This is a genomic window from Brevibacillus sp. MCWH (assembly GCF_013096935.1).
GTDB classification, from domain to species: Bacteria; Bacillota; Bacilli; order Brevibacillales; family Brevibacillaceae; genus Brevibacillus; species Brevibacillus aydinogluensis.
Map to the genome: position 1 here is coordinate 1 of NZ_SDLF01000154.1, position 454 is coordinate 454.

General features: G+C 30.4%; 1 protein-coding gene. It reads left to right on the forward strand.

Annotated elements, in window-relative coordinates; translation table 11 throughout:
• Positions 1-454 (forward strand): hypothetical protein (locus ETC00_RS19835; protein WP_171567755.1); only part of this gene is annotated, 454 nt, incomplete at both ends.

The window sequence follows — 454 nt, forward strand, 5'->3', positions numbered from 1 at the left end:
GAATGGTGATGAGCAAGTATCTAAAATTATTCAAACTATTTATAAAGAAACATTAAATCCTTCTATTGAGTTCGTTAAGTCAAAGTCTGCAAGAACTACATATGAAATTATTGACGGTTATCAAGCTAACATCACTTATTTAGATGCTATTTATGCAAACACCGATGACGGTATTTGTAACATTCAAAAACCTTTAATTCTCATGTTTGATCATAAACTAGATAAAGAAACACATTTTAATAATATTATCTCTAAAGCAATTGAAGTATCAATGGAAACTGGAAGACGACTAGTAGTTATTGCACCACATTACGATCGTTATTTCTTAGATTTTATTGCTAACCAAGCAAACATTGAGTTTCGTTCGAGAGGTTTAACTCAAGTAGTATATACACGTGTGTCATTAATGAACAATTTATTCCAAGAACAGTTCAACGACTTCTCTATTATGACT